The sequence below is a fragment of the Gryllotalpicola daejeonensis genome (genome assembly GCF_039538145.1).
GTDB classification, from domain to species: Bacteria; Actinomycetota; Actinomycetes; order Actinomycetales; family Microbacteriaceae; genus Gryllotalpicola; species Gryllotalpicola daejeonensis.
In genome coordinates, this window is the sequence record NZ_BAABBV010000001.1 from 451,395 (window position 1) to 471,656 (window position 20,262).

18 protein-coding genes and 4 tRNA genes are annotated in these 20,262 nt (G+C 68.7%); 8 read left to right on the top strand and 14 right to left on the bottom strand.

The window, feature by feature from the left end:
* The first annotated feature begins 65 nt into the window (after nt 1-65).
* Entirely contained in the window at nt 66-917 is an 852-nt protein-coding gene (pdxY, locus tag ABD736_RS02265; protein WP_344790116.1) for a pyridoxal kinase PdxY, read from the top strand.
* A 12-nt stretch (nt 918-929) separates the two neighbouring features.
* Here pdxY and ABD736_RS02270 read toward each other — a convergent pair whose 3' ends face one another.
* Both ABD736_RS02270 and thrS read right to left on the bottom strand, forming a co-directional pair.
* Nucleotides 930-1,523: an HIT family protein gene (locus ABD736_RS02270; protein WP_344790117.1), complete on the bottom strand. Its 594-nt coding sequence runs from the start codon at nt 1,521-1,523 to the stop codon at nt 930-932.
* 1 nt (nt 1,524) lies between these two features.
* Complete coding sequence (gene thrS / locus ABD736_RS02275) at nt 1,525-3,498, bottom strand: threonine--tRNA ligase (protein ID WP_344790118.1); 1,974 nt, start codon at nt 3,496-3,498, stop codon at nt 1,525-1,527.
* Between the two features lie 215 nt (nt 3,499-3,713).
* On the opposite strand from thrS, the gene ABD736_RS02280 reads away from it, so the two are divergent.
* Nucleotides 3,714-6,602: an ExeM/NucH family extracellular endonuclease gene (locus tag ABD736_RS02280; protein ID WP_344790119.1), complete on the top strand. Its 2,889-nt coding sequence runs from the start codon at nt 3,714-3,716 to the stop codon at nt 6,600-6,602.
* A 123-nt stretch (nt 6,603-6,725) separates the two neighbouring features.
* Nucleotides 6,726-7,625, top strand: coding sequence for a zinc-ribbon domain-containing protein (locus ABD736_RS02285; protein WP_344790120.1), 900 nt, complete (start codon nt 6,726-6,728; stop codon nt 7,623-7,625).
* Nucleotides 7,626-7,637: 12 nt separating this feature from the next.
* Here the strand turns inward: ABD736_RS02285 and ABD736_RS02290 are convergent, their stop codons facing one another.
* The 5 genes from ABD736_RS02290 to ABD736_RS02310 all read right to left on the bottom strand — a co-directional run bounded on the left by ABD736_RS02290 (nt 7,638) and on the right by ABD736_RS02310 (nt 8,858).
* A complete protein-coding gene (locus ABD736_RS02290; protein WP_344790121.1) occupies nt 7,638-7,949 on the bottom strand; it encodes a GIY-YIG nuclease family protein in 312 nt (103 codons plus the stop codon).
* Nucleotides 7,950-8,186: 237 nt separating this feature from the next.
* Nucleotides 8,187-8,465, bottom strand: coding sequence for a hypothetical protein (locus tag ABD736_RS02295; RefSeq protein WP_344790122.1), 279 nt, complete (start codon nt 8,463-8,465; stop codon nt 8,187-8,189).
* 96 nt (nt 8,466-8,561) lie between these two features.
* A tRNA-Val gene (locus ABD736_RS02300) sits at nt 8,562-8,633 on the bottom strand.
* A gap of 47 nt (nt 8,634-8,680) precedes the next feature.
* Nucleotides 8,681-8,754 (bottom strand) — tRNA-Cys (locus ABD736_RS02305).
* A gap of 31 nt (nt 8,755-8,785) precedes the next feature.
* Nucleotides 8,786-8,858 (bottom strand) — tRNA-Gly (locus tag ABD736_RS02310).
* 151 nt (nt 8,859-9,009) lie between these two features.
* Here ABD736_RS02310 and ABD736_RS02315 point away from each other — a divergent pair.
* Nucleotides 9,010-9,082 (top strand) — tRNA-Val (locus ABD736_RS02315).
* Nucleotides 9,083-9,200: 118 nt separating this feature from the next.
* On the top strand, nt 9,201-9,818 hold the full coding sequence (locus ABD736_RS02320) for a pyridoxine/pyridoxamine 5'-phosphate oxidase (RefSeq protein WP_344790123.1): 618 nt from the start codon (nt 9,201-9,203) through the stop codon (nt 9,816-9,818).
* Nucleotides 9,819-9,823: 5 nt separating this feature from the next.
* Here ABD736_RS02320 and ABD736_RS02325 read toward each other — a convergent pair whose 3' ends face one another.
* Complete coding sequence (locus ABD736_RS02325; protein WP_344790124.1) at nt 9,824-10,582, bottom strand: SDR family oxidoreductase; 759 nt, start codon at nt 10,580-10,582, stop codon at nt 9,824-9,826.
* Between the two features lie 90 nt (nt 10,583-10,672).
* Here ABD736_RS02325 and sigJ point away from each other — a divergent pair, with 90 nt between their 5' ends.
* Nucleotides 10,673-11,566: an RNA polymerase sigma factor SigJ gene (sigJ, locus tag ABD736_RS02330; RefSeq protein ID WP_344790125.1), complete on the top strand. Its 894-nt coding sequence runs from the start codon at nt 10,673-10,675 to the stop codon at nt 11,564-11,566.
* On the opposite strand, the gene ABD736_RS02335 is transcribed toward sigJ, so the two are convergent.
* The 5 genes from ABD736_RS02335 to zapE all read right to left on the bottom strand — a co-directional run bounded on the left by ABD736_RS02335 (nt 11,535) and on the right by zapE (nt 17,575).
* Complete coding sequence (locus ABD736_RS02335) at nt 11,535-11,771, bottom strand: hypothetical protein (protein ID WP_344790126.1); 237 nt, start codon at nt 11,769-11,771, stop codon at nt 11,535-11,537. The genes sigJ and ABD736_RS02335 overlap by 32 nt on opposite strands.
* 30 nt (nt 11,772-11,801) lie before the next feature.
* Complete coding sequence (locus ABD736_RS02340) at nt 11,802-13,508, bottom strand: TIGR03767 family metallophosphoesterase (protein ID WP_344790127.1); 1,707 nt, start codon at nt 13,506-13,508, stop codon at nt 11,802-11,804.
* 95 nt (nt 13,509-13,603) lie between these two features.
* Nucleotides 13,604-14,872: an ammonium transporter gene (locus tag ABD736_RS02345; RefSeq protein WP_425555019.1), complete on the bottom strand. Its 1,269-nt coding sequence runs from the start codon at nt 14,870-14,872 to the stop codon at nt 13,604-13,606.
* A gap of 189 nt (nt 14,873-15,061) precedes the next feature.
* Nucleotides 15,062-16,333 (bottom strand): ammonium transporter, encoded by a 1,272-nt coding sequence (locus tag ABD736_RS02350; protein ID WP_425555020.1) that lies wholly within the window; start codon nt 16,331-16,333, stop codon nt 15,062-15,064.
* 189 nt (nt 16,334-16,522) lie between these two features.
* Complete coding sequence (gene zapE, locus ABD736_RS02355) at nt 16,523-17,575, bottom strand: cell division protein ZapE (RefSeq protein ID WP_344790130.1); 1,053 nt, start codon at nt 17,573-17,575, stop codon at nt 16,523-16,525.
* A 115-nt stretch (nt 17,576-17,690) separates the two neighbouring features.
* On the opposite strand from zapE, the gene ABD736_RS02360 reads away from it, so the two are divergent.
* A complete protein-coding gene (locus ABD736_RS02360) occupies nt 17,691-18,587 on the top strand; it encodes a sulfurtransferase (protein WP_344790131.1) in 897 nt (298 codons plus the stop codon).
* The gene (locus ABD736_RS02365; protein WP_344790132.1) at nt 18,584-19,030 is read left to right on the top strand and encodes a SufE family protein; all 447 of its coding nucleotides are present in this window, start codon (nt 18,584-18,586) and stop codon (nt 19,028-19,030) included. Before ABD736_RS02360 ends, ABD736_RS02365 begins: the two co-directional genes overlap by 4 nt.
* On the opposite strand, the gene ABD736_RS02370 is transcribed toward ABD736_RS02365, so the two are convergent.
* Entirely contained in the window at nt 19,011-20,261 is a 1,251-nt protein-coding gene (locus ABD736_RS02370) for an alpha/beta hydrolase family protein (RefSeq protein ID WP_344790133.1), read from the bottom strand. The genes ABD736_RS02365 and ABD736_RS02370 overlap by 20 nt on opposite strands.
* Nucleotide 20,262 lies beyond the last annotated feature (1 nt).

The window sequence follows — 20,262 nt, forward strand, 5'->3', positions numbered from 1 at the left end:
CTACCGAGCGTGCCTATGGTCGAGGTGTGCGCGGGCGGGGCGTGCGCGGGTGGGAGGATCGAAGGATGAAGATCCTCTCGATCCAGTCAGCCGTGGCATACGGGCACGTCGGCAACTCCGCCGCGGTGTTCCCCCTGCAGCGCATCGGCGTCGAGGTGCTGCCCGTCTACACGGTGAACTTCTCGAACCACACGGGCTACGGCGCCTGGCGCGGCCCGATGATCGCGCCGGAGGATGTGCGCGACGTGATCACCGGCGTCGAGGAACGCGGCGCGTTCGGCAGTATTGACGCGGTGCTCTCGGGCTACCAGGGCGGCGAGGGTATCGCCGACGTCATCGTCGATGCGGTCGCACGGGTCAAGGCGGCGAATCCCGCCGCGATCTACGCGTGCGATCCCGTCATGGGGAACGCGCGGTCAGGGTGCTTCGTCGCGCCTGCGATCCCCGTGTTGCTGCGCGACCGGGTCGTGCCCGTGGCTGACCTGATCACCCCGAACCAGTTCGAGCTGGGCTATCTCACCGGCACCGAGCCGCACGACCTGGCCTCGACCCTCGAGTCCGTCGATCGCGCCCGCGACCTCGGCCCGCGCACGGTGCTCGTCACGAGCGTTGAGCGGCCGGACCGCGAGAGCGGCACGCTCGAGATGCTCGCCGCCGATGACAGCGGCGCCTGGATCGTCACGACGCCGCAGCTGCCGTTCAAGGCCAACGGCTCAGGGGATGTCACGGCTGCGCTCTTCACGGCGCACTATCTCGCGACGCGCTCCGCGCCCGACGCACTCGCGCGCACCGTCTCGAGCGTCTTCGGCCTGCTCGAGCAGACGCTGGCCTCCGGTGACCGCGAGCTGCAGCTGGTCGAGTCCCAGGAGCACTTCGCGAATCCGCGCCTGGAGTTCGAGCCCCGACAACTGCGCTGACCGCGGCGGCCGCTACTGCGGCCAGGCGTCGGCGATGGTCGCCCTGACCTCGCCGAGCAGCTGCGGCAGCGCTTTGGTCTTCGCGATGATCGGCAGGAAGTTCGCGTCGGACGCCCAGCGCGGCACCACGTGCTGGTGCAGATGGCTGGCGATCCCCGCGCCGGCGATGGCCCCCTGATTCATCCCCAGGTTGAAGCCGTCGTTCTTGGACACCTGGCGGATCACCCGCATCGCCGTCTGCGTGATAGCGCCGATCTCGGCCACCTCGTCCGCATCAGCCTCGTCATAGACCGAGATATGCCGATACGGGCATACGAGCAGGTGGCCGCTGTTGTAGGGAAACAGATTGAGCAGCGCGAAGGCAGTGCGGCCGCGGTGCACGATGAGCGACTCCTCGTCGCTCAGCGTCGGCGCGACGCAGAACGGGCAGTCGTCGCCGTGCGGCTGCTGCTGCCCTGACTGGATGTAGACCATCCGATGCGGCGTCCAGAGGCGCTGGAACTCATCGGGCACGCCGGCGAGGTGCGACGGGTCGTCGAGCTGAACGGATGCTTCGCGCTCCGGCTCCTCGTGATCGCCGTAGTCGTCGAGCGAGAGCCGCGCCATCTCACTCCGCCCAGGCGGTGTCGACCTGCTCGTGCGACGCGATCGACGCGTGGATCTTCGTGATCGCGTCGTCGACCGGGATGCCGTTGAGCTGGCTGCCGTCGCGGAAGCGGAAGCTCACCGTGCCCTTGGAGCGGTCCTCTTCGCCGGCGATGAGCTGGAACGGCACCTTCGCCTTGGCCGCGTTGCGGATCTTCTTCTGCATGCGGTCATCCGAGTGGTCGACCTCTGCGCGCACGCCCTGCGCCGCGAGGCGGCCGACGATCTCGTCGAGATAGGGCGCGTACTCGTCGGCGACCGGGATGCCGATGACCTGGGTCGGCGCGAGCCACACGGGGAACGCTCCCGCGTAGTGCTCGAGCAGGATCGCGAAGAAGCGCTCGATCGACCCGAACAGCGCGCGGTGGATCATGATCGGCTGCTGCTTCGAGCCGTCGGGCGCGGTGTACTCGAGCTCGAAGCGCTCGGGCAGGTTGAAGTCGACCTGCACGGTCGACAGCTGCCAGCTGCGACCCAGCGCGTCGGTCGTCTTGAGGTCGATCTTCGGGCCGTAGAACGCGGCCTCGCCAGGCTGCTCGGTGAGCTCGAGCCCGGAAGCGAGGGCGACGCGGCGCAGCGCGTCGGTCGCCTCCGCCCAGTGCTGCTCGTCGCCGATCCACTTCGACTTCTCGTCGTCGCGCATCGACAGCTCGAGCTTGAAGTCGGTGAGGCCGAAGTCCTTCAGCAGCGAGATGACGAACTCGAGCACCTTGGTCGTCTCGGCCTCGAGCTGGTCGCGCGCCACGAACAGGTGCGCGTCATCCTGCGTGAATCCGCGCACGCGGGTGAGGCCGTGCAGCGCGCCCGAGAGCTCGTTGCGGTAGACCGTGCCGTTCTCGGACAGCCGCAGCGGCAGGTCCCGGTAGCTGCGCCCGCGCTCCTTGTAGATCAGGATGTGCATCGGGCAGTTCATGGGCTTGAGGTAGTAGTCGGCGCCCTGCTTGACCACCTGGCCCTCTGCGTTCCGCTCCTCATCCATGCGGATGGGCGGCCAGATGCCGTCGGCGTAGGTCTGCAGGTGACCGGAGATCGCGAACAGGTCGGACTTCGCCAGGTGCGGCGTGTACACAACGGAGTAGCCCTGCTCGAGGTGGCGGCGGCGCGCGTGCTGCTCCATCTCGTAGCGGACGATGCCGCCCTTCGGATGCCAGACAGAGAGCCCCGAGCCGATCTCGTCAGGGAAGGAGAACAGGTCGAGTTCTTTGCCGAGCTTGCGGTGGTCGCGGCGCTCGGCCTCGGCGAGGCGCTCCTGGTAGGCCTTCAGGTCGTCCTTGGTGGGCCACGCGGTGCCGTAGATGCGCTGCAGCTGCGGGTTCTTCTCGCTGCCTCGCCAGTATGCGGCGGCGACGCGGGTCAGGGCGAAACCGTTGCTGATGAGCTTGGTGTCGGGCAGGTGCGGCCCGCGGCAGAGGTCCTTCCAGACGGTCTCGCCGGTCTTCGCGTCGACGTTGTCGTAGATGGTCAGCTCGCCGGCGCCCACCTCGACGGACTCATTGTCATCAGACTTGCCGGCCGAGCCCTTGAGCCCGATCAGCTCGAGCTTGAACGGCTCGTTCGAGAGCTCTGCGCGCGCTTCGTCGTCGGTCACGACGCGGCGCACGAAGCGCTGGCCCTGGTTGACGATGCGCTGCATCGCCTTCTCGAGCTCTTTGAGCGACTCGGGCGTGAACGCCTCCGCGACGCCGAAGTCGTAGTAGAAGCCGTCGGTGATGGGCGGGCCGATGCCGAGCTTCGCGTCGGGGTTCACCTGCTGCACGGCCTGCGCGAGCACGTGCGCCGCCGAGTGGCGCAGGATGCTCAGGCCGTCGGGCGAGTCGATCGTGACCGGCTCGACCACGTCGTCAGCGGTCGTCGTCGTGGCCTTGTCCTTCAGCTCGCCGTTGACGCGGATCGCGACAACCTTCCGATCGGGGAAGAGCTCGAAGCCATCGGCCACGTGTACCACTCCTATTGAGACGTGCGAACGAGGGATGCCTCAACTCTAGTGGCGGCCGGTTCCTCACTCCGGCGGCCTCTCGGTGGGGAATCCGTCACCGTCTGTTAACACGTCGCTCTTCCGGTCACCCGTCGTGGGGCCATAGCGTCGACATCTTGGGCTGTGCCCCGCACGGCCCGATCCACGCAATCCACCGACTATGGAGGTGGGCCTCGATGCCCTCTGCTCTCACGCGGCGAGTCGTTTTCGCCGCCGCCGCGACTTCCGCGGCGTGCCTGCTCACGGCAGGTCTTTCCGCCCCCGCGTTCGCGAACCCCGCCGGCACCGGCCTCGTCATCAGCGAGGCCTACGTCAACGGCGGCTCCACGGGCGCCAGCTATCTGAACAAGTTCGTCGAGCTGTACAACCCCACGGGCAGCGCGATCTCACTCGCGGGCGACACGCTGCAGTACCGCGCCCCCACGAGCACCGTGACCCCGAGCGGATCGCAGGTCTTCGCGCTGAGCGGCTCGGTGGCGTCGCACGGCCACTTCCTCATCGAGCTGCCGAGCAACAACGCGAGCACCAACCCCGGCGCGGCGCTGCCCACGCCCGACCTCTCGACGGGCGGCAGCGTGAACCCGGGCGCAGGCGGTGGCACGCTCTACGTCGCCGCCAGCGCGGCGGGCGTGGTCCCCACCGACCCGAGCGTCATCGACAAGATCGGTTGGGGCACGAGCAACTCCCCCGAGGGCACGGCTGCCACCGGCAATTCGCTCACGCTGAGCTACCAGCGCGCGGCGAACGGCGCAGACACCGACAACAACGCCGCAGACTTCCAGGCGGCAGCGCCGACCCCCGAGAACTCGGGCTCGACCGGCGGCACCACTCCGCCGACCGGCGGCGGCGACCCCGGCACGGGAACGGGCACCGGCGCGCAGACCCTGACGATCGCGCAGATCCAGGGCACGACCGACACCTCGCCCTACGTCAACGACGCGGTCGCGACCGAGGGCGTCGTCACCGCCGTCTACGCCACGGGAGGATTCAACGGATTCTTCCTCGAGACGGCCGGCACCGGTTCAGGCGCCGACACGACGCCCGGCGAGTCCGACGCGGTCTTCGTCTTCGGCTCGAACTCGGCCAAGCAGGTGCACATCGGTGACAGCGTCTCCGTCACCGGCACCGTGCAGGAGTACCAGGGCGAGACCGAGATCAGCTCCCCGACGGTCACCGAGCTCGCGACGCCGCTCGCACCGGTTGTCGCCGAGCCGCTGCCCTGGTCGCAGCTGACCACGAATGCGCAGAAGGAGGCGCACGAGGGCGAGCTGCTCGCACCGCAGGGCGCCTTCACCGTCAGCGACAACTACGACGCCAACTGGTACGGCTCGTTCACGCTGGCCGCGGGCACGACGCCGCTGCGGCAGCCGACGGACGCCGGCACCGCCGGTTCCGCGGCTGCGCAGGCCGTCGCCGCCGACAACGCGGCACGCACGATCACCCTCGACGACGGCTCCAGCACGAACTACAGCAGCGGCGCCGCGGCCAACACGCCGCTGCCGTGGCTGACGCCGGACAACCCGGTGAGCGACGGCGCGGCCGTCACCTTCCACGCGCCCGTCGTGCTCGACTACCGCTTCTCGCTGTGGAACTTCCAGCCGACCTCGCCGGTGACCGGCGACGGGGCATCCGTCGCCACCTTCAGCGATCGGCGCGCGCTGAACGAGCAGCCGAGCGCGGTGGGCGGCGACGTGCGTCTCGCGACCTTCAACGTCGAGAACTATTTCCCCATGACGGGCGAGAAGTTCGTGAGCTCCGGCCTCGGCACCTGCTCGTACTACAACGACCGCGCCGGCAACCACATCGCCGTCAACACCTGCACGACGACCGACGGCGGCCCCGGCCCCCGCGGCGCGGCGAACGACGCGAGCTTCCAGCGCCAGCAGTCGAAGATCGTCACGGGTATCAACCGCCTCGGCGCGAGCATCGTCTCGCTCGAGGAGATCGAGAACTCGGCCAAGTTCGGCGAGCCGCGCGACACCGCGCTGGCCGGCCTGGTCGACGCGCTGAACGCGGCGGCAGGTGCGAAGGTGTGGGCATACGTGCCCTCTCCCCCGGCCGACAAGCTGCCCCCGCTCGCACAGGAGGACGTGATCCACTCGGGCTTCATCTACAAGCCCGCCGACGTCACGCCGGTCGGCACGGCGACAGTGCTGCTCGGCGACTCCGACCCCGGTGAGCCGTTCTCGATCGCTCGTGAGCCGCTGGCGCAGGGCTTCAAGAAGGCCAACGCCAGCGATGATGACGCCTTCCTGGTGGTCGCGAACCACTGGAAGTCGAAGGGCGCTGACTCCACCGGCCTCTACCCGGGCGACGCCGAGGACACCTCGTCACCTGCGGTCGACCAGGGCGGCTTCAACGCGACCCGTGTGCACGAGGCGCAGGACACCGTCGCCTTCGCGAACAGCGTCGCGAAGTCGCTCGGCACCGACCGCATCTTCCTGGTCGGCGACCTGAACTCGTACACGCACGAGGACCCGCTCGAGACGTTGTACGCCGACGGCTACACCGACCTCGGCAGCACCTTCGACCCGAGTGAGCAGACGTACTCCTACGACGGCCTCGAGGGGTCGCTCGATCACGTGCTCGCGAACGCGGGCGCGCTCAAGATGGTGACGGGCGCGGACGTCTGGCAGATCAACGCGCAGGAGGCCATCGCCTACGCGTACAGCCGCTACAACTACAACGCGACGCAGCTGTTCGACGGCACCGACCCCTTCGCGGCCTCCGACCACGACCCCGTCGTCGTCGGCCTGACGCTGCCGGCGCCCGCTGCCTGGAACGCGAAGGCGGTCTACAACACGGGCGACCTGGTGAGCTACAACGGCTCGATCTGGCGCGCGCAGTGGTGGACGCAGGGCGACCAGCCCGGCGCATCGAAGAAGCAGGTGTGGGAGGAGCTCAAGACCGCGCCCGACGGCTCGGTCTTGTGGACCGCGACTCGCGTCTTCAACACCGGTGACGTCGTCGAGTACAACGGCGTCACGTACGTCGCCCAGTGGTGGACCCAGGGCGACGTGCCCGGCAAGGGCGGCAAGAAGGACCCGTGGAAGGTGCAGCAGTAGCGCACTGATCTGCTGAGCGAAGGCCCCCGGGGATTCCCCCGGGGGCCTTCGTTTTTCATGGCACGCGGATGCCTGGGCCGGCCGTCCTGCGGGGTGTCGGTGGTGCGAACTAGAGTCGCGGGCGTGGCGGAGCCGGTCGATCAGTGGTGGGCGAGAAGGCAGTTCTCGCGCGGCACGCCTGTGCCGTACCCCGTCGGCACCTACCGCGAGGCCTGGGCGCCGTTCCCCGTGCTCATCCGGCAGTACCACCCCGACCTCAATCACGGCATCACGCTGACGCAGGTGCCTCCAGCCGCAGACGTGCTGCTGCAGTGGCAGTGCGACGCCGGGCACATCTTCGTGGCGACTCCGACAGAGCAGCGCGAGAGACCGGGCTCGGGCAACAGGCGGCGCAGGTCGTCGTGGTGCCCGCAGTGCCTCGCGCTTGCGACGCCGCGACGCGTGCCTGATCTCTCGGCGTGGCCCGACCCCGCGGCCGGGGGCCTCGCGCGCGAAACTCCCACGGCGGCCTCGCTGGCTTCGGCGCCGCCGCGGCCCCGTGCAGCCCGCCCGCGCCGCCCGCTCTGCTCCAAGACGCCGGCACTTCCGGTCGGCGAAGCGTTCCTCAGCGTGTGTGCCCCCAAGCCCGCGTCCGCTGTCGAATCAGAGTTGCGCGCCGAGCTCGAGGCGCGCCTGGCGGTCACGCACGGCCTCAATGCGATTCGGGTCGCTCGGCCCTTCTTCGACCACCTCGAGGTCTGGCCCGACATCCTGCTGCCCGAGCTGCGGGTCGCCATCGAGTACGACACCACCGGCCGTCATGGCCTTGAGCACGTCGGGCGCCGACAGAAGGTCGACGAGCGCAAAGACCGGGCCGTCCGCGCGGCCGGCTGGGAAGTCATTCGCATCCGCACCGGAAAGCTCGAGCGGTTGGGTGCGCACGACGTCCAGGCGAGCGGTACCACGCACGTCATGTACTCGCGACTGTTCGACGAGCTTCGGGCGATCCGCGGCGAGCTGCTCGTCGACGCGTATCTGCTCTGATCCGCCGGCGCGTCAGCCGTGGGCTGCGACCGCTTCGCTGATCCAGCGGGCATACAGCGACCACGGATCGTCGACGCCGGCGCGCAGCACCTCGGTGTGAGCTACGAGTTCGGGCGCGAGCTCGAACCACTCGCTCGTGCCGAGGCGTGCACGTGCGAACTGGGCATGCCTGGCACGCTCCCGTGCGCGCCCACCGCGTTCGAGCGCGACGAGGTCCTCGTGCCACAGCTTCGCCATGCGCTGTCGCAGATTGCTGGTGGTGCCGATCTTCATCCGGTCGCCGAAGCGGATGTAGTACACGACGTCGACGCGTGGCCTCGGCAACGCACCGTCTGGACTGGTCCCGTACGCCCACTCGCAGACTGCGCAGAGCCACCCCGACGGGTATCGCACGCCGAGCCTGCTGCCGCAGGCGGGGCACGGCGACGGCAGCAGATCCTCGGTGCCGAATTCCTGCCCCACCCAATCCGCGGAGAGCGCCAGGTGCTGCAGGCACAGCGGCGCCGGCGCGCCTGGGGCGGCCGCGCGTTCGCAGTCGCCGACGGCGCACGCGGTCACAACTCAGGCCGTGGGGTCGTCTTCATCCGCGTCGCTTTCCGCACGGTGCTTGCCGCGCAATACGGAGGGAAGCACCCCTCCGGCCATCTGCGTCCCGGGTGCTGGTGCTACCAGCACCTCGACGTCGGCGTCATCGCCGGTCTTCCGGTCCACCGTCTCCGGCGCGTCGGCGTCGCCGTCGAGGCCGTCCACCATGCCGTTGGTCTGGTCGAAGGGGTGCGCCGGGTCCGAAGCCAGATCGCTCAGTCGGTTCTCTCGCTGTTCGCTGTTCTCGTCACTCATGCTGTCATCGTTTTCCCGCGTGCGCCGAGTTTCCACCCGGTTGACAATGGCGCCCGAAATGCAGAAAACCCCCGGAGATCCGGGGGTTTTCTTCTGTGCGCGATACTGGGATCGAACCAGTGACCTCTTCCGTGTCAGGGAAGCGCGCTACCGCTGCGCCAATCGCGCTCTTTCGCATCACTTTAGCGGGCTAAAGAAGAAGGAGCGAATGAGTGTGGAGGTGGCGACGGGATTCGAACCCGTGTATACGGCTTTGCAGGCCGCTGCCTCGCCTCTCGGCCACGCCACCAGGCCCGCATGAAGTCGGAGCTTCACACTCGAGCGGATGACGAGACTCGAACTCGCGACCCTCACCTTGGCAAGGTGATGCGCTACCAACTGCGCTACATCCGCATTTTGTCTTTCCGGCCCGGTTCCTTTCGGCCCCGTCCCGGCGACTTCTCAACCATAACCCACGTTTTGTGCTGAGTTCAAATCGGCGCCGGGGCGCGTCTCGATTCGTGAAACGGGCCCATGGTCGGCTAGCATCAAGACGCACAACAGCGGGCGATTGGCGCAGTTGGTAGCGCGCTTCCTTCACACGGAAGAGGTCGTCAGTTCGAGTCTGGCATCGCCCACTTCAGAGAGAAACCCCCGCCTGGCCGGGGGTTTTCTTATTTCCACACGGCCGATGCTCACCGAGTGGTACGGCGTCAAGGCCGCGCTCACGGCGCGTCTGGGCGCCAAGCTGGAGCGATGAACGACGCAGACACCTACGGCCACGTCCCGGACGACTTGGATGCTGCGCCAGCGGACCCTCGCGAGCTGCTGAAGACCTGGCTGCCCGCGGTCGACGACCCGAACGAGCCGCTGATGACCCTCGCCACAGTCGGGCTCGACGGCTATCCGAATGGGCGCACCGTTCTACTTTCCGGCTTCGACGGTGAGCGCATCCATTTCCATACGAGCGCGCACAGCGGAAAGGTCGCCGAGCTCGCCGCTCTCCCCCGCGCGACCGCGGTGCTCGTCTGGCCGGAACTCGCCCGGCAGGTGGTGATCACCGGCGACGTGGCGCCCGAGACGTCGCAGGAAGCGTCCGCGGAGTTCCCTCAGCGCTCACGCGCCCTGCAGCTGCTCGAGTGGGTGAACACCGACGAGCTGGCGGCCAGGCCCGTCGCCGAGCGCCGAGAGAAGTGGGCCGAATTCGACAGCGCGCACCCCGAAGATCCCCTGGAGCCGCCCGCCACCTGGCTCGGCTACGCCATCACGCCGCTTCGCGTCGTCTTCTGGCGCGGCGACTCCCAGGGCCCGAGCAACCGGCTCGTGTACACGTGGGAAGACCACGGCTGGTCGCTTCAGCGCAAAGCCGGCTGATCGCGTCACGCACTGACCGTCGCGAGCCACTCCTCGAACGTCTGCACTCCGAGCTTCGCACCCGCACTGGGCAGCAGCGTCCCCGCCCGCATCGCCCGCCCCATCCCGCCGGGCAACGGGATCGCGAGCACCCGGCTCCGGTCGCCGACGGCACCGAGGTAGCGCCGCACGAGCTCGGGCAGCTCTCGTTCCTCAGGGCCCCCGATCTCGCCGGCGAACCCGCGAGGCGAGCCCAGCGCCAGCGCGACGAGCTCCTCGGCGACCTCGGCCGCCGCGACCGGCTGCGTGCGCCCCTTCGGAGCGGCGACGAGACCACCGAGCCGCCCACGAGCCGCGGTCTGGGCGGCGAACTCGTGGAACTGCGTCGCGCGCAGAATCGTCCACCCGCCGCGCGATGCGCTGACCAGATCCTCCTGCACTTTCTTGCCCGCGTAATAGCCGAACGGCGCTGAGGGAACGCCCACGATCGAGAGGGCGACGTGATGGCCGACGCCCTGCTGCTCTTCCGCCGCGAGCAGGTTTCGGGTTACGTTCCCGAAGAACCTCACGGTCGACTTGGCCGACAGCGTCTGAACGGACGCCACGTCGATGACGGCCTGGCATCCCGTGACCGCGGCGCCGACGGCTCGGGCATCCGTGAGATCTACGCCCGACCCTCTGCTCAGCGTGACGCTCTCGCACCCGCTCCGGCGAAGTACGGCGACCACGTGACGCCCGACCACTCCGGTACCTCCGGCGACCGCGACTTTGAATGTGCTTGTCATGCCTTCATTGACGACACGCCCCGGCGGAATGTGAGCCGCTAGTCACACATCGCGCCCGCACGTCGTCATAGTTGCCGAGGGAGGAACCACATGACCGTCGACACCGAGGTGATCGCCGAGCGCCGCCGTCTCGTGTCGCTCGCGTTCAGAATGCTGGGCACGATCGCCGAGGCTGAGGATGCCGTCCAGGAGACCTACGCACGCTGGTACCGACTCAGCGACCAGGAGCGCGCGGCGATCGCCTCGCCGGCGGCCTGGCTCACGACGGTTGCGAGCCGCATCTGCCTCGACGTGCTCGGCTCGGCGCGCGCCAGGCGCGAGCGCTACGTGGGGCCGTGGCTGCCCGAGCCCGTGCCGCCCGCGGCCTTCGCCGAGGCTGCACCCGTCGACCCGCTCGACCGGGTGACGCTCGACGACTCCGTCAGCACGGCGCTCTTGATCGTGCTGGAATCCATGACGCCGGCCGAGCGGGTCGTCTTCGTGCTGCACGACGTCTTCGCGATTCCCTTCGGCGAGATCGCCGAGATCGTGGGGCGCTCTCCTGCGGCGTGCCGCCAGCTTGCGACATCCGCTCGGCATCGCGCTCAGGCGGAGCGAACGCGGGCCGTGCCGCGCGCCGAGCATGATCGCGTGGTCGCCGCGTTCGCCGCGGCGGCGCGCGCGGGCGATTTCGACGCGCTCGTGCGCGCGCTCGACCCGAACGTGGTGCTGCGCTCCGACGGGGGCGGCCGGGTGAGCGCCGCGCGCAACGCCGTCATCGGCGCCGACAAAGTCGCCCGATTCCTGTTCGGCGTCGCTCAGAAGCAGCCGTCGTTCGAAGTGGTCGAAGAAGAGACCGCCGACGGCCTCGGGCTCACGATCTGGGACGGCGCACGCATCTTCGGCGTCGTGACCTTCGCCGTCACCCACGGGGTCGTCAGCGAGCTGAGACTCGTCGTGAACCCCGACAAGCTCACCCTGTGGCGACGACCGCCAGCACCGTGAGGCACGCGAGCCCGACGACGAGGAACGCGATACCGCCCGCGAGCATCCACCTGGGCGACTGCGAGCCGAAGGCGATGCGCATGCCGTTCTGCCGCTTGAGCTCCTGCGCGAGCTCCGAGAGCCAGTTGCGGCGGATGATCAGGAACAGCCCCCAGCTGACGGCGAGGGCGCCCCACACGAGCGCGAATACGCGGGCGACGGTCACGCCTCGAGCCTAGAGCCGCGTCGCTGTGCGTCAGGCCAGCGGGTCGACGAGCAGCAGCTCGGTGTTGCGATCGCCCGGCGCGCCCTCGTGGCCGGGCGCGCGGTGTGGGTCGTTGAATGAGAGCTCGCGATACAGGGAGGCGAGCGCAGCCTGCGACCCGTCGTCGTACCCCGCCTCGTAGGGTGCGTCCGACTCGATCAGCGTGGTGAAGATCGAGAGGATGCCCGACCCGCTGCGCGCCAGTTCGATGACGCGCGCCTGCTGCGGGAAGTCGATGTGGCTCGCCGTCGTGATCTCCCAGAAGGAGTGCTTCGCGTCGGTTCCCCGCCTCGGCGTGATGCGGTTCGCGTGCACGTGGCCGTTGACCCAGGCGACGACCTGCGGATGCCTGTGCAGCAGCGCTGCCACGTCGGAGCCCGTGTACGTCTGCTCCCCCGGTGCCCCGGGGTCCGGAAACGGGTTGTCCATCGAGGTGCTCGTGTGGTGGCTGAAGACGACGATGTACTCGTCGGGGTGGGCCGCCAGCGTGGCCTCGAGCCAGCGGAACTGGGTAGCCGCCAGCGATCCGTGCGACAGCCCGGCGCTGTTGGTCGAGTCGAGTGAGATTCCGAGCACGCCGGGGGCGAGCTGGGTCGCGTAGTAGGTGCGCCCCGCGGCCAGGTCGTCTGGCGAGAACCCGTGCCCTACCGGGCCAGGGCCGGTGTTCTGCGGCGCGAGATGGGCGGCGACGTATTCGCTCTTCGTGAACGGGCGGCGCCGCTCGTCGGCGGTCACGGTCCACTGCTTCGCGAGCCGCGGCAGCTCCCCCAGCTCGCGCACCGCACTGCGGGCGGCGCTGGTGCCGGCGGAGTTGGTCCACAGCGCATGGATCGCCTTGTTCGCGGCATCCGACGTGAACTTCGTGAACTTCACGTCTCCGACGTAGACGTCGTTCCACGCAGCGTGCAGGTTCGACAGCGACCCGCAGACCGAGTCGTCGTGATTGCCGACGACGGCGTACCACGGCACCTTCAGCCCTGCGCTCGTGTGCGGGGCGCTGATCCGGCCGAAAAAGCCGGGCAGCTCGGGGAATCCGGCCTTCTTGTAGGCATCCGCGACGGGCAGCTCCGGGCTGTACCACGCGGCCTTGCCCACGCTCTGCGCGCCCTCCCACCTGGTGCGCGAGCCCGAGTTCGCGACGATCTCACCGCCGCTCAGGGCGGCGAGGTACCAGTCCAGCTCGAGCGTCTCGCCGTTGTCGGTGTTGTCGCCGGTCGAGATGACCGCGTCGAGGGTGCGGCCGGTGAACGGCGCACCGGCGAGCGAATTGACACGCGCGACGAGACGCGCAGCGCCATGCGTGCCGAGGGCCTCGTGCGGGCGGAACGCCGAGCCGTTCACGGCGGCGAACATCTCGAAGCGCGCGGGCGATTGCGCGTCGACGATGTGCAGGTCGGTGAGCTGCACGAACGCCGCGAGCGGCGTGAGAGAGGCTGTGGCGGATGCCCGCGAGGCGAGCTCCTCGCGCAGTAGCGGCGCGTAGCCCGGGCCCGCCGCGAGACGCGTGTAGCCGTGCTCGGTGCGCGGCGCGGCAGCCGCCTCGAGGGTGGTTCCCGCCGTGCTGATCGGGCGATGCGCAGCCGGGCGCAGCGGCGCGCTGGGTCCGCGTGCCGAGAGTGCGGCGGCTACGACGCCGGGGGTGAGTGCGAGAACTCCCGCGCCGCCGATGAGTGCTGTCCGTCGAGACACCTTCTGCACGCGGCCAGGTTCACCGCGTCCGGTTGACCCCCGGTGGCGTCAGCGTTCGTGTCGAGTGAACAACCGTCGCGGCATCCGAACCGCGCGGTGAACGATCAGAATGCGGGGTCGAGGGCGTAGCCCTCTTCACCGTGCAGCACGTTGTCGACGCCGGCGCTCTCGTCCTCGTTCGTGATGCGGAAGCCGATCGTCTTCTGCAGCACCCAGCCGATCGCGTAGGCGATGACGAAGGAGTAGACGCCGACAGCGAGGCTCGCGATCGCCTGCACGCCGAGCTGGCGGAACGAGCCGGTATCGAGCAGGCCGATACCCGCGCCGAAGAAGCCGATGAACAGCGTGCCGATGAGGCCGCCCACAAGGTGGATGCCGACGACGTCGAGCGAGTCGTCGAAGCCGAACCGCCACTTGAGCTCGACCGCGAGGCAGCACGCCACGCCGGTCAGCACACCGAGCACCATGGCCCACCCCGGGGTCAGAACATTGCCGGCCGGCGTGATGGCGACGAGCCCCGAGACCGCGCCGGAAGCGGCGCCGATCGAAGTCGGCTTCCCCTCTTTGAGGCGCTCGGTGACGATCCAGCCGATGGTGGCGGCTGCCGGGGCTGCCAGCGTATTCACCCACGCGAGTGCCGCGGAGGTGTTCACCGCGAGCGCCGATCCGGAGTTGAAGCCGAACCAGCCGAACCACAGCAGCGCCGCGCCGATCAGCGTGAGCGGCACGTTGTGCGGCTTGGCCATGCCTTTCGTGAAGCCGAGGCGGCGACCGAGGACGAGAGCGAGAGCGAGGGCTGCGGCGCCGGAGTTGATCTCGACCGCCGTGCCGCCGGCGAAGTCGGCGAGGCCGAGCTGGTGCACGAGCCAGCCGCCGTCGACGACCTGGCCGTCCGCGCCGACGGTGAAGTTGAAGACCCAGCTCGCGACCGGGAAGTAGACGACGGTGACCCAGACGCCCGCGAAGATCATCCACGCGCCGAACTTGGCGCGGTCGGCGATGGCGCCCGAGATGAGCGCGACGGTGATGATCGCGAAGGTCGCCTCGAAGCCGACGAAGGCGAGCGAGTAGGTGTCGCCCGCGTTGAGCGCAGACAGCGAGCCATCGGCGTGGATCGGTAGGAAGTCATGCAACGCGAGGTTGGCGAACGGGTTGAGCAGCCAGTGCGGAATGACCCAGTCGGTGATGTGCCCGCGCTTGTCGGCGACCCCGAACGACATCGAGTAGCCGTAGATCAGCCAGAGGACGCTCACGAGGGCGATGGCGCCGAAGCTCATCATCATCATGTTGATGACCGACTTGGCGCGCACCATGCCGCCGTAGAAGAACGCGAGGCCCGGCGTCATCAGCAGCACGAGAGCCGCGCAGATCATCAGCCAGAGGGAGTCGGTGCTGACCGTGAACCCGGCGGTGGCGTCTGCGAGGACTGACATGCAGGCTGCTCATCTCTCTCATGTTTCGGAGTCGTGTCAGTCTGCAGGCTCGGTGTTAACGGGATGTTTCACAGCGAAAGGGCCGCCGGCTGACCGGCGGCCCTTCTGCTGTGGGTGCTGCGGGGGTGCTCAGACCGCCGCGGGGTCGAGCGCGTAGCTCTCTTCGCCGTGGACGACCGAGTCGACACCGGCGCTCTCGTCCTCGCTCGTGATGCGGAAGCCCATCGTCTTCTGGATGATCCAGCCGATCGCGTAGGCCAGGACGAAGGAGTAGATCGCAACCGCGAAGGCGCCGATCGCCTGCGCACCGAGCTGGTAGAACGAGCCGGTGTCGATGAGGCCGATGCCGTTGCCGAAGAAGCCGATGTAGAGGGTTCCGACGATGCCGCCGACCAGGTGGATGCCCACGACGTCGAGCGAGTCGTCGAAGCCGAGGCGCCACTTGAGCTCGATCGCGAGGCAGCAGATCGCGCCGACGATCAGACCGAGCACGATGCCCCAGCCGGGCGACAGGATGTTACAGGCCGGGGTGATCGCGACGAGGCCGGCCACGGCGCCCGATGCTGCGCCGATCGAGGTCGGCTTGCCGTCCTTGATCTTCTCGGTGATGAGCCAGCCGATGGTGGCGGCTGCGGGGGCAGCGAGGGTGTTGACCCAGGCGAGGGCCGAGATGCCGTCGACGGCGCCCTCGGAGCCCGCGTTGAAGCCGAACCAGCCGAACCAGAGCAGCGCGGCGCCGAGCAGCGTCAGCGGCACGTTGTGCGGCTTGGCCATGCCCTTCGCGAAGCCGACGCGCTTGCCGAGGACAAGGGCGAGAGCGAGGCCGGCGGCACCCGCGTTGATGTGGACGGCCGTGCCGCCTGCGAAGTCGTTGACGCCGAGACCGAAGACCGACCAGCCGCCGTCGGAGTAGCCGTGCTGACCCCAGCCACCGTCGGCGCTGCCGCCGACCGTGAAGTTGAAGACCCAGCTGGCGACCGGGAAGTAGACCACGGTCACCCAGATGCCCGAGAAGACCATCCACGCGCCGAACTTGGCGCGGTCGGCGATGGCGCCCGAGATCAGAGCGACGGTGATGATCGCGAAGGTGGCCTGGAACCCGGCGAAGGCGAGGCCGTGAACGTCGAGGCTCTGCAGACCGAGCTCGGTGCCGCCCTTGAAGTGGATCTCGTTGTGCAGCAGGAAGTCGTGGAAGGGGTTCGCGAGCACGTGCGGGATGAGCCACCCGTCACCCGACGAGAACGACATCGAGTACCCGTAGATCACCCACAGGACGGCCACGAGGGCGATGGCTCCGAAGCTCATCATCATCATGTTGATCACGGACTTCGCGCGGACCATGCCGCCGTAGAAGAAGGCGACGCCGGGCGTCATGAGGAGGACGAGGGCGGCGGCGACCATGAGCCACAACGAATTCAAGTTGTTGGTGATCGCGTCCGTCGTAGCACTGGTGAGAACCGACATGACGTCTGGTACCTCTCTCTTCGGGTTGCTGGGACTGGCCCAGTTTCGCGACGAGAGGTTTCGCGCCCTGCCGTGTCGTGTTTCGCAGCGGTTACGGTGAAATCCGCTTCGTAAACATCGTGTTTCCTACGGCTTCGAGGCTGCCGTCAAAGCGATCATGCGCGAGACGGAGCGCAGGTACTTCTTCCGGAAGCCGCCGCTGAGCATCGCCTCGTCGAACACCTCGGACAGCGGAATGCCCGAGGCGACGATGGGAAGCTCTGCGTCGTACGCCCGATCGATGAACGCGACCAGCCGCAGCGCCTGCATCTGGTCGTGCAGCTCGACCACGTCATCGAGGGCGATCAGATCGACCGCGTCGACCATCTTCAGATAGCGCGACGGGTGCACGGTCGCGAGGTGGTCGACGAACGCCGTGAAGTCGTCGCGCGTGGCCACGCGCCCGGCCGCCCGGGCTGCCTCGACGGCGGCAGTGATGCCCGCGGCATCCGTCACCTCTGCCTGGCCGCTCGTCGCGCGCCTGCGGAAGTCGAGGCCGTCGATGCGCAGCGTCGTGAAGTTGCCGGACATCGCGTGGATCTCGCGCAGGAAGTCGCTCGCGGCGAACCGCCCCTCGCCCAGGGCGTTCGGCGGGGTGTTGCTGGTGGCGGCGAAGCGCGTGCCGCCGGTGACGAGGTCGCCGATCAGGCGCGTCATCATCATCGTGTCCCCGGGGTCGTCGAGCTCGAACTCGTCGATACAGATGAGTGCGGTGCCCTTCAGCAGCTCGACTGTCTTCGCGTAGCCGAGCGCGCCGACGAGCGCGGTGTACTCGATGAAGGTGCCGAAGAGCTTGCGACCGGATGCCGCGTGCCAGAGTGCGGCGAGAAGGTGGGTCTTGCCGACGCCGAAACCACCGTCCAGGTACACGCCGGGCTTCTGGTCGCCGTCGCTCTTCTTGCGGCGCCCCAGGCCGAGGAATCCCCCGCTCTTCGCCGGCGCTGCGGCAGAGAACACGCGCAAGGTGTCGACTGCCTGCTGCTGCGACGGATAGTCGGCGTCGGGGCGATAGTTGTCGAAGCTCGCGTTCGCGAACTGGGCGGGCGGCGTCAGGCTCGCGAGCAGCTGCTCGCCCGTGATCGTGGGGGCGAGCTGAGTCAGGCTCGTGACGGGCGCGGTGCCCAGGGCGTCAGTTGTCATGTCGTTGTCGAGAGCTGCTTTCGAACATGTCGAAGTCTTACCCCGCGCCGGTGCGGCTTTGCACACGCGCGCCTAGCGTGGAGAACGTATCGCCAGCCTACGTGAGGAGCGCATCATGCCCGTTCAGGCAGACACCAACGAGAAGTTCGCCGCCTACGCGCACCCCGAGCGGCTCGTCTCGACCGAGTGGCTCGCGCAGCACCTCGGCGACGAGGGTCTCGTCGTCGTCGAATCCGACGAGGACGTCCTGCTCTACGAGACCGGCCACATCCCCGGGGCCGTCAAGATCGACTGGCACACCGACCTGAACGACCCCGTCGTGCGCGACTACATCGACGGCGAGCGGTTCGCCCAGGTGCTCGGCTCGAAGGGCATCGGCCGCGACACGACGGTCGTCATCTACGGCGACAAGAACAACTGGTGGGCCGCCTATGCGCTGTGGGTCTTCACCCTGTTCGGCCACCCCGACGTGCGCCTGCTCGACGGAGGGCGCGACAAGTGGATCGCCGAGGGGCGTGAGCTGACGACGGATGCCTCGACTCCGGCACCCGTGGAATACCCGGTCGTCTCGCGCGACGACTCAACCGTGCGCGCGTTCAAGGAGGACGTGCTCGCACACCTCGGGGCTCGCCGGCCGTTGATCGATGTGCGCAGCTTCGAGGAGTACACGGGCGAGCGCACCGAGATTCCGGGCTACCCGACAGAGGGCGCGCTGCGCTCCGGGCACATCCCGTCGGCCGCGTCGGTGCCGTGGGCGAAGGCGGCCGCGCCGGACGCGACGTTCAAGTCGCGGGCGGAGCTGGAAGAGGTCTATCTCGACGGCGCCGGCCTCAAGCCGGGTGATGACGTGATCGCATACTGCCGCATCGGCGAGCGGTCGAGCCACACCTGGTTCGTGCTGACCCACCTGCTCGGCTTCGAGAATGTGAAGAACTACGACGGCTCGTGGACGGAGTGGGGCTCGGCCGTGCGCGTCCCCATCGTGCACGGCGCAGAGGTCGGGGTGGCGTGAGCGACACCCCCGCGGCGCTCGCCGAGATCAGGGACGAGTTCCTCGCGCTCTCGCAGAGCGAGCGCCTGCAGCTGCTGCTCGAGTTCTCGAACGAGCTGCCGGAATTGCCGGAGCGCTACCGCGACCACCCCGATCTGTTCGAGCGCGTGGTCGAGTGCCAGAGCCCCGTCTTCCTCTTCGTCGAGGTCGACGACGCCGAGGTGGTGCACCTGTTCGTGACCGCACCGCGTGAGTCGCCGACGACGCGCGGCTTCGCGTCGATCCTGGTGCAGGGGCTCGCGGGCCTGACGGCCGACGAGGTGCTGGCCGTGCCCGACGACTACCCGCAGACCCTCGGGCTTACCCAGGCGGTCTCACCGCTGCGGCTGCGCGGCATGGGGGCGCTGCTCGGCCGCGCGAAGCACCAGGTCACCCTGAAGCGGTCTACGCCTCAGGGGGCGTAGGCGTTCCGTCGCCGACCTCGAGGGCGTCGAGCCACTTGCTGATCGCCTTCGTCCACTTCTTCGGGTCGAAGTTCCACAGCTTGGTGTGGCGCGCCCTGGTGAAGCGCACGAAGGTCACGATGTCGGGGCGGCGGGCGGCGAGGGCGCGCGAGGCGTAGGCGGGCACATAGCCATCGTCGTCGCTGTGCAGCAGCAGGATCGGTGTGGTCAGCACATCGGCGCGCTGCACGAAGTCGAGCTCTGGCAAGCCGATCGGCGCCGCCGCGCCCGTCAGGTGGCCGCCCCACGGGGCGTCGAGCAGCTTCAGCGCGCTCTCGGTGATCGGGTCGGGCACGTGCAGCTCGCCGGCCTGATAGCGCAGGGTGTCGACCCAGTCGATGACGGGCGATTCGAGCACGACTCCACGAATGAGGTCGGCGTGCAGCGAGCGCGTCACAGCCTGCAGCGCAATCGCACCGCCCATCGACCAGCCCATGATCACGATGTCGGTCGCGCCGTGCTCGACGGCGTATTCGATCGCGGCCTCGACGTCGCGCCACTCGGTCGAGCCCAGGCCATAGCGGCCGTCGTCGCTGCGCGGGCCGTCGCCGTCGTTGCGATAAGAGATGACGAGGCTCGTCCAGCCGTGCTCGCGGAAGGTCGGCACCGCACGCAGGCATTCCTGGCGTTGGGTGCCGCGGCCGTGCACGTGGATCGCCCACTTGCCGCTGCGCACGCCGTCGTCGCCCTTAGGCCCGTTGAAGCGCCACGCCGGGGCCACTCCCCCGTCGGTGTCGATGCCGATGGACTTGACCGGAAGGCCGAGCTCCTCGGGGCGCACGTACCACCAGCCGCTGATGCGGCCGCGCTTCGCGCGGGTCAAGTCGCCGAAGCTGACGCGCTCGACCCGCCGAGTCACCGAGACCCCACTGCGTGAGAGGATCGGGCCGAGTCTGGCGTGACCGGCATCCTGGTCGAACCAGAAGCTGTAGTCGCCGCGCAGAAGGGTCTCGGGCGTCGGCGAGAGCGTGATGACGGATGAATCGGGCGCGACCGCCTTGACGATGACGTCTTCTTCGCGACGCCTCGGCGGGGTCAGCACCTTGCGTGCGATGAGAACGGAAGACGCCGCCGAGACAACGCCGAACGTTGCCGCACCGACTGCACCGAACACCAGCGGATAGCCGACGCGCCTGCGCCAACCGGCCATCTCGACCCCCTTCGCGCGGCGTGCCTGATCGCGCACCCTCACC